General features: G+C 55.7%; 8 protein-coding genes and 1 tRNA gene. 3 read left to right on the top strand and 6 right to left on the bottom strand.

The features are described 5' to 3' along the window. Positions 1-67: 67 nt before the first annotated feature. Positions 68-631 carry an elongation factor P gene (efp, locus tag WBC85_RS16645; protein ID WP_424439937.1) on the bottom strand — a complete coding sequence of 188 codons (564 nt, stop codon included), beginning with the start codon at positions 629-631 and terminating at the stop codon, positions 68-70. 216 nt (positions 632-847) lie between these two features. Between efp and WBC85_RS16640 the strand changes: the two genes are divergently transcribed. Next, on the top strand, positions 848-1,168 hold the full coding sequence (locus tag WBC85_RS16640; RefSeq protein WP_085308147.1) for a DUF6280 family protein: 321 nt from the start codon (positions 848-850) through the stop codon (positions 1,166-1,168). A 67-nt stretch (positions 1,169-1,235) separates the two neighbouring features. Here WBC85_RS16640 and WBC85_RS16635 read toward each other — a convergent pair whose 3' ends face one another. Next, positions 1,236-1,805 (bottom strand): cobalamin biosynthesis protein CobQ, encoded by a 570-nt coding sequence (locus tag WBC85_RS16635; RefSeq protein WP_424439934.1) that lies wholly within the window; start codon positions 1,803-1,805, stop codon positions 1,236-1,238. Between the two features lie 58 nt (positions 1,806-1,863). Here WBC85_RS16635 and WBC85_RS16630 point away from each other — a divergent pair, with 58 nt between their 5' ends. Next, the gene (locus tag WBC85_RS16630; RefSeq protein ID WP_424439931.1) at positions 1,864-3,315 is read left to right on the top strand and encodes a cobyric acid synthase; all 1,452 of its coding nucleotides are present in this window, start codon (positions 1,864-1,866) and stop codon (positions 3,313-3,315) included. On the opposite strand, the gene WBC85_RS16625 is transcribed toward WBC85_RS16630, so the two are convergent. The 3 genes from WBC85_RS16625 to WBC85_RS16615 all read right to left on the bottom strand — a co-directional run bounded on the left by WBC85_RS16625 (position 3,312) and on the right by WBC85_RS16615 (position 6,644). Next, a complete protein-coding gene (locus tag WBC85_RS16625; RefSeq protein WP_424439928.1) occupies positions 3,312-4,361 on the bottom strand; it encodes a hypothetical protein in 1,050 nt (349 codons plus the stop codon). The two genes, WBC85_RS16630 and WBC85_RS16625, sit on opposite strands and share 4 nt — an antisense overlap. 127 nt (positions 4,362-4,488) lie before the next feature. Further along, positions 4,489-5,898, bottom strand: a complete 1,410-nt coding sequence (locus WBC85_RS16620; protein ID WP_424439925.1) for a TolC family outer membrane protein — start codon at positions 5,896-5,898, stop codon at positions 4,489-4,491. Positions 5,899-5,990: 92 nt separating this feature from the next. Continuing rightward, positions 5,991-6,644: a protein-L-isoaspartate O-methyltransferase family protein gene (locus WBC85_RS16615; RefSeq protein WP_424439922.1), complete on the bottom strand. Its 654-nt coding sequence runs from the start codon at positions 6,642-6,644 to the stop codon at positions 5,991-5,993. A 154-nt stretch (positions 6,645-6,798) separates the two neighbouring features. On the opposite strand from WBC85_RS16615, the gene WBC85_RS16610 reads away from it, so the two are divergent. Next, positions 6,799-6,872: transfer RNA gene (locus WBC85_RS16610), tRNA-Cys, on the top strand. A gap of 104 nt (positions 6,873-6,976) precedes the next feature. Here the strand turns inward: WBC85_RS16610 and WBC85_RS16605 are convergent. Beyond that, positions 6,977-8,025 (bottom strand): sulfatase-like hydrolase/transferase (locus tag WBC85_RS16605; protein WP_424439919.1); only part of this gene is annotated, 1,049 nt, incomplete at its 5' end.

The raw sequence follows: 8,025 nt of genomic DNA, 5'->3' as shown, positions 1-8,025 counted from the left end.
CCACAAACGGCCTGACCCAAAAGGTCAGGCTAACCCTGCGAGCGCCCAAAGGGCGCTCTCAATCAGATTACGCGCGCTCGGAGTAATCCATCGTATCCGTGTTCACGACGATGCTCTCGCCCTGCCCAACAAACGGCGGCACCATAACTTTGACGCCATTCTCAAGGATCGCCGGCTTAAAGCTGTTGGCCGCAGTCTGGCCTTTTACAACCGGCTCGGTCTCTTCAATCTTGCAGATTACCTTTTGTGGCAGCGTCGCATGCAGCGCCTCTTCCTCATGGAATTCCACAACGATCGTCATGCCGTCTTGCAAGAACGGGCGACGATCGCCCAAAAGCTCGGCAGGCAATTCGATCTGCTCGTAGGTTTCTGAATCCATAAACACCAACATCCCGTCACTCTCGTAGAGGAATTGTTGGTCTTTCTGCTCCAGACGCACGCGCTCGACCTTGTCGGCGCTGCGAAAGCGCTCGTTCAGCTTGGAGCCGTTACGCAGATTGCGCATCTCCACCTGAGCGAATGCTCCACCCTTACCGGGTTTGACATGATCGACCTTCACAGCGGCCCATAGACCCCCGTTGTGCTCCAGAACGTTTCCGGGGCGAATCTCGTTTCCGTTAATTTTTGGCATGTGGCAAAACCGTGGCAAAAGGTTGAAGAAATCTTGATGCTTCCTATATCTGGCAGGAAGACCCCGTGCAAGACCACCATATCTCGTGCTGCAATTGCAGCGAGCCATGTGTTTTTTGCATAAGTGCTATGCATTTACAGGGTATCCGAATCGGAGTCGATAGGTCATAAAGGCCTTCATGCCGGAAACACAAGAGCAAGAACAAAGGTCGGAATTATGAGAGATTTCGTTGATGGCACTGCCTACAACTCTGAGCAAGGCAACCGCGCGCGCAAACTGTTCGCCGCCGTGGTTCTCGCTGCGCTTGATGATGCAATTGCCGACGACAAGAAGTATGGAAACGGTCCAGAGCAGATCGCTCGCTGGGCGCGTTCCCGCGACGGACGGGAAGTACTGTCCTGCGCAGGGATCGACCCTAACGAGCGTGTGGTCACAGGTCTGATGGATTTCGTATCCAAAGGCGTGCGCACCTCTGTGGCGCTGTCCCGTGAAGAATCCGAGCGCCGTAATGCCGCTCAACAGGCGGAAGCTGCTTAAATCCTTCGCCTAAACTTAAAAACTTAAGCGCCCCCGATCTGCTCTCGGGGGCGTTTTTTATTGGCCGCTAGAAAAACAACAACCAACTGCGGATCACGAAGGCTTCCATCGCGACCAGTGCCAATGCAACAGAGCGCATACGCCAGCCGCTGAACCGTCGAAACAATCCCCACGCACAAAACAAGACCATGATGCCTTCGAGCGGTGCGACCCATGACGCGTGATGTAAAATGTCCCAATAACTGACAGGGCTTTCGAAGACCCAATTGCTCGCGGGCCAAAAATGCGGCCGCCCGTCATCGTGGTGCAGCGGGAAATCAAGTGCCAGATGCAAAAGACCCGCCCCTGCAAAGGCCAGCCCTGCCCGTGCCCGCCACCATAATGCAAAGGTTAGGATCATCCCCCAGATCAGGAATGAGTTGTCTATTGCAAACACTGTCTGCCAGGCTTGCGAAAAATACAGCTGGCCGAATACCACGTCCGCAGGAATGCGCAGGATCGCAAGCGATGTGCCCGCCAGAACATAAAGCGACAGATCAGGAAGCAATGCGCCAAGGGCCGCCGCGCCTGTCACTTTCGGCTCTGAGCGCCGCGAAAACACGGCAAGACCCAAAATCAGATGTGCCGGGGTGTTCATCACTCTTCCTCTTACCGCATCTGCCTACTATGTCTGTCAAAGCAAAAGAGGGCTGTCCATGACCAAAGCGATTATGATTCAAGGGGCCGGATCGAACGTGGGTAAATCCATGATCGTGGCAGGCATCGCCCGTGCATTATCCAATCGCGGATTGTCTGTTGCCCCGTTCAAGCCGCAAAACATGTCAAACAATGCTGCTGTCACCGTAGATGGCGGCGAAATCGGCCGCGCACAGGCTTTGCAAGCGCGCGCAGCGCGGCGCGATGCCCATACCGATATGAACCCTGTCCTTCTCAAGCCCGAAACAGACACGGGTGCGCAAGTGATTGTCCAGGGCAAACGCTGGGACACCCTGCGCGCGCGTGATTATGCCAAAGCAAAACCGAAACTGATGAGCGCGGTATTGGAAAGCTTTACGCGCCTTGCACAGAGCGCCGACATCATTGTCGTTGAAGGCGCAGGCAGTCCGGCAGAGATCAATTTGCGCAGTGGCGACATCGCCAATATGGGATTTTCGGAAGCTGCTGGCGTTCCTGTTATCCTGACAGGCGACATCGATCGCGGCGGTGTAATCGCGCAGCTCGTCGGCACGCAGACGATCTTGCCGAAGGAAGACGCGGATCGGATAAAAGCCTTTTGCATCAACAAGTTTCGCGGCGACGTCAGCCTGTTTGATGAGGGGCTTACTGCGATCACCGAACATACGGGATGGCCCTCTTTGGGCGTAATCCCATGGTTTGCCGAGGCATGGCGATTGCCCGCCGAGGACGTGATGGACATCGCGTCACGCAAGGGCGGCGCTTTCAAGATCGTGGTGCCGCGCCTGTCGCGCATTGCCAATTTTGACGATCTGGACCCGCTTACAGCCGAACCGAACGTCAGTGTAGAGATCATTGAACAAGGCCGCCCCTTACCGGGCGATGCGGATTTGGTGCTTATTCCCGGATCCAAAGCGACGATTGCCGATCTCGCCTTTTTCCGCGCGCAGGGTTGGGACATTGATTTGCAGGCCCATGTGCGCCGCGGTGGCCGTGTTCTGGGCATTTGCGGCGGCTATCAGATGCTGGGCAAGCAGATCAGCGATCCACTGGGGATTGAGGGCGCGCCGGGCACGGTCGAAGGGCTGGGCTTGCTGGACGTGCATACTATCATGTCGCCTCAAAAGCGCCTTGCCCAGACCCGCGCGACCTATCTGCCGACAGGCGACACAGTTGAAGGGTATGAAATTCACATCGGCCAAACTGACGGGCCTGATTGCGCAAATGCGTGGCTCTCTATTGACGGACGCAGTGAAGGCGCGGCACGTCATGGCGGGCAAATTCTGGGCTGCTACCTGCATGGGCTTTTCAGCTCTGACAGATTTCGGGCCAGTTTTCTCGGGGCCGAGGTTGCAAGCACTGTGAATTATGATGTTGAGGTTGACGCCACCTTGGATCGCCTTGCAGCGCATCTAGAAACCCACATGGATTTGGATTTGCTACTAGACCTGGCGCAGCCGGTTAAGGTTTAATCCAGCTCGTTCGCAGCCAAAGCGCGATAAATTTCGCGGCGGACCAGTTTGCGCACGTTGCGCGTAATGCGCTCGCCCAATGGCCCTTGTAATTCCTGACGCACGATCTCTGCGACCATATCGCGCAAAGCTTCTTCATCAAGAACCGCGCCAAGCTCATCACCATCTAGCAGCGTATCGGTGATGTCGGATTCCAACTCTGCTTGAGCCGAATCCACGGCTTCCGAATGGGCGCGTTGAAAAGCGATCGCCTCTTCATCGAACGACGCGGATTGCGATGCATCATCCGGATCAGGAAACTCGATGTCATCAGTATCCTGTTTGAGTTGTTCGCTGTTCTCCCAAGGAAGCGCATCGCCGCTGCGCGCAGCATTCGCGCCGTCCTCAAGGCCGTCTGGCTCAAAGTCGGTATCTGTCTTGCTTATCAGTGCCTCAAGCGCTGCGATCTTGTCTTCGATACTGCGGGGTTGATCGTCCTCCAGCGCGTCTTCGCTATCATCAAAGGGGGGCTGCACGTCCGCCGGGGCCGTATCAAGTTGTTCGCCAACCAATTCGGCATCTTCAATTTGTTCATCATCGCCATCGTCGGTAACGCTTTGCGAGCGCGCATCCATTTCTTCAGGCGCTTCAAATTCTTCAGGCGCTTCAAATTCGGCGGAATCACTCTCGTTCAATGACATAGCCGCATGGTTTTGCTCTGGCTCGGGAAGAAATTCGGCCTCTCCCAGAATCAAAGTGGGGCCAGTGGCGTCGATCTCGACCGCGTCGGAGGTCGCGGAGGCGTCAGTTGCGGCACCCTCTTCATCGTCGCTTGTCGCAACGCGCAATGCGGGCGTCAGAACAAGCGCTGGTGCGGCTGATGGCGCGCGCTCCGAGATCGGTTCGACAGGTGTTTCATCTTCTAATTCAACGGGTTGAGGCGGCACGTCCGATTTGAATGCAACGTCATCGCGCGCGCGAATGGGCGTGCGCGCTTCGTCAGAAACCAAGCGACGGATCGACGACAATACGTCCTCTATTTCAACATTGGTAACAGGATCAGCCATAATAATTCCACTCTCGCCTCGCGCGCAGGATACCTGCCGATAGAGATTCTCACAACAGTTAGAAAGAATTAGAAGGAGTTTTGCATGCAGCTATGGCAATTTCTTGCGCCCAGCCCCCGCATCCGGATCATTCCTTGCCAAGCGCGCGCAGGACACGGTTCAGCTTTTCGCCCTGTACAGAACGCGCGGGCGCGTCTTTGACCAGATTGTAATAGGCCGCTGGATCATACTGCTGCACAGGCAGGTTCAGATGTTTGGCCGTGAGCAACCCCATTGAGGCAAGCGCAGCATAGGCCGCGATAAACTCATCTGTTTGCACGCCAATCAGGTTGAACTGCGCATCGAGCAACTCTTGCTCTGCGTTCAGCACATCCAGCGTCGTGCGCGAGCCGACATTGGCCTCTTCACGAACGCCGCGAAAGGCGACGCGCGCTGCCCTGATCTGGCGTTCGCTTGCATCACGGGATGCGGCCGATACCCGAAGCTGGGCAAAGGCATCGCCAACGTTCTGCTGGACCTGATGACGCGTCACATGCAAAGAGCCGCGCGCAGCGTCACGCCGCGCCATGGCTTGGCGATGCAGGGCAGACAGACGCCCACCCTGATAGATCGGGACATTGGCCTCAAGCGAAATAGAACCAGAATTGGTAGAGGTGTTGGACGTCACTGTCTCGGTGTGGTTCAAACCACCCCGAAGCTTGATTGTGCCGCTCATCGCAGCGTTTGCGCGCAGGACATTCAAGTCAGCAGCAGCAACATCATGCTGGACCGCGTGCATATCAGGATGATTGCGCACGGCAATATCTTTGGCCTTATCGACCGAACTTGCGGTCTTTGGCAGGTTCTTCGGCACAGCAAGATTGCTTGGCTTGCGGCCAATCGCAGCGCGATATTCTTCTTGGGCGCTTATCAAGCCACCCTCGGCGGCGGCCAGACCAGAGCGGCTTGCCGCGAGGCGCGCTTCTGCCAGGGCAACATCGGTCCGGGTGATTTCGCCCACTTCAAAGCGATCACGTGCAGCGCGCAGTTCCTGCGTAATCAAACGCACATTGCTTTGACGCAATGCGACGGTTTCGGAAGCGCGGCGCACATTCATATAGGCTTGGATCGCGCGGAAAAGCACGGATTGCTCCAGCGCGATCAGGCGCGCGCGCGTCGCAAGGACATTTTCCTTAGCCGCTTCAATCGCGAATTTGGATTGCCCGCCATCGAACAAAAGCAGCTCGGCCGAAATTCCAATGGTTGCGGCGGTGCTGTTGCTTTCGGAAAGGTTGCTCGTAAGATGATTGTTCGAACGTGAAAAATTGCGCGACAACGAGGCGGAATAGTTCAAGATCGGGCGCAAGGCAGAGGTGGCAATTGCGACATCTTCATCCGCGGCCCGCAATAGCGCGCGGTTCTGTTCCAGCAATCCGGAATGGTTGAACGCACTAATCAAAGCATCTGACAGCGTATCGGCCTGAACCGACTGAACACTCAAAAGCGACAGGCCAACGGCAGCAAGCCAGGTTTTAGTGCGTGATTTCAGTTCGCTCATTCTTTTCCCCTACGAACCGACCGCCCTTCTGGCAGCTTCGTCATACATTCAAATACGTGCGCAGGAGCAGATTCCGTCGCACGCTTTTCACCTTAAAGCGCGAAAGCACGCTCTTTAGCAAAACCAGGTAGCACGGGCGCGCTCGCATTAAAGGCCAAACGCCAGTTTACATGACCGTCAATCTTGTGACCCACCCGCATTTCGCCCAGCGCACCATTCATAAAGAGCGCAGCAATGCGCCCGCCCTCTTTCAATTGATCCAGGATCGCAGTTGGGACAGTTTCAACGCCGCCCTCTATTGTGATGACATCATAAGGACCATGCTCTGCGACGCCGATTGCCAGTTCGCCTGCGTGAACAATCACATTGTCCGCGCCAGCATCACTTAGCGCGGATTGGGAATCTTCGGACATCGTCGCATCGGATTCCACGGCAACAACAGCCTGTGCAATATGCGCGATGATCGCCGATGAATAGCCGAAAGCGGCCCCAATATCGAGCACCAGATCGTCGTTTTGCACGTCAATCGCATCAAGCATTTTCGCCAATGTGCGCGGCTCCAGAATAACGCGGCCTTCAGCAAACGGGATATTGCCATCCACATAAGCGGCCTCACGACGATCGCGCGGAACAAAGTTTTCGCGCGCGACGTCAAGCATCGCATCAATAATGGGGAATTTTGTGACATCAGAAGGACGTACTTGTGTATCGACCATCATCACGCGACGCGCTGTAAAATCAGACATGGGCTAAACTCGCTCGTTCAGAATCCTTTGATCTGTCTTGCCACATAGAACGCGCCGCTACAACGCCCAGTGCGCCCCTGAAATAGAGCGAATTCGTCGCGCTTGGCACTTGCAGCAGTTTGCCAGATCAGTTATCTGCCCTGCATCACTGGCTGGCGAGTTGGTAGAGTGGTTATGCAGCGGATTGCAAATCCGCGTACACCGGTTCGATTCCGGTACTCGCCTCCAGTGCTTTCAACAACATTCAAAGCCATCTAAGGCACAAGTATCCTTTCGTTCTGCGCTTGGGTCTGAACGTTGGGAACGTGATCTAGCGTGCAGGGCTTTGCAGGTCACCAAGGGCGCGATCTGGGCTGTGTTTTGTCCTCTGCCTCTGCCATCGCAGCAAGCATTTGCTGTTTCATCTGTCGACGGCGCGCAAGATGTTCTGGTGCGTGATAAAGGTTATGCAGCTCGCTGGGATCATCGGACAGGTTGTAAAGTTTGCCGTCGCGGGTGTTGCCGCAAGCAGGTGCGCCGTGCCAGACAATCAGCTTCCAATCACCATGCCGTAGCATTGTGGTCATGATGAGCGGGTCAGTCGGGAAACCCGAGTAACGGTATTCACTCAGCGCCCAAGGACGAAATGTTTTTGCCTCGCCCCGCATCAATGGCAAAAGCGATTGGCCTTGCACGCCCCTGCCCGCGCCGCATTTGGCGGCATCAAGGATGCTGGCACTGAGATCGATCCATTGCACAGGATTGGCGATGCGCTGCCCCTGCGGGATTTGACCGGGCCAACAGGCAATCAGCGGAACGCGGCACAAGTCATCATAAAGCTGCGGACCTTTCAGCAATTGCTGGTGGTTGCCCAGCATTTCACCATGATCGGACGTGTAAATAACCAGCGTGTTCTCAAGCTGCCCTGCATCTTTCAAGGCCTTCAGCATCCGCCCGACCTGATAATCAATCAGTGCGATCATCGCCCAATACTGCGCCCTGATTTCTTTGATTTCCGCCGCCGTATAGTCCTGAAATCCGGGCGACGTGCCGCTATAGCTTTTCTCGGAATAAGCGCGGTGATCCTTTGGCTTTTCGTCAAGCTCGCCTGGTTTCGTGACCGGCACAGGAATGGCGTTCGCATCAATCAGGTCCCTGAATTCCTGCGGTGCCCCAAAGGAATGGTGTGGATCGAAGAAATTCGCGGTCAGGAAGAACGGCTCTGCATTTGCGCGTTCATGCGTGATGAAATCAATCGCGCGCTCGCCGACCCAATGGGAATAATGCGCTTCTTTCGGAACATAATCGATTGGTGTGCCAGTGCGCGCGCGATTGGACAGCTCGATGTTCTCAGTCGCCCCTGTGTCGGGGAAAATTTGCTGGTAGATCGCGGGCTGCGTCT

This window comes from Planktotalea sp. (assembly GCF_049680325.1).
Lineage (GTDB): Bacteria > Pseudomonadota > Alphaproteobacteria > Rhodobacterales > Rhodobacteraceae > Planktotalea.
The sequence above is the reverse complement of the archived record's forward strand: the minus strand, read 5'-3'. Positions and strand labels throughout refer to the sequence as shown.

Coding starts and splice junctions, on each gene's coding strand:
- efp (WP_424439937.1), bottom strand. CDS start 631: ATGCCAAAAATTAACGGAAACGAGATTCGCCCCGGAAACGTTCTGGAG.
- WBC85_RS16620 (WP_424439925.1), bottom strand. CDS start 5,898: ATGAGCGAACTGAAATCACGCACTAAAACCTGGCTTGCTGCCGTTGGC.
- WBC85_RS16635 (WP_424439934.1), bottom strand. CDS start 1,805: ATGAACACCCCGGCACATCTGATTTTGGGTCTTGCCGTGTTTTCGCGG.
- WBC85_RS16630 (WP_424439931.1), top strand. CDS start 1,864: ATGACCAAAGCGATTATGATTCAAGGGGCCGGATCGAACGTGGGTAAA.
- WBC85_RS16615 (WP_424439922.1), bottom strand. CDS start 6,644: ATGTCTGATTTTACAGCGCGTCGCGTGATGATGGTCGATACACAAGTA.
- WBC85_RS16640 (WP_085308147.1), top strand. CDS start 848: ATGAGAGATTTCGTTGATGGCACTGCCTACAACTCTGAGCAAGGCAAC.
- WBC85_RS16625 (WP_424439928.1), bottom strand. CDS start 4,361: ATGGCTGATCCTGTTACCAATGTTGAAATAGAGGACGTATTGTCGTCG.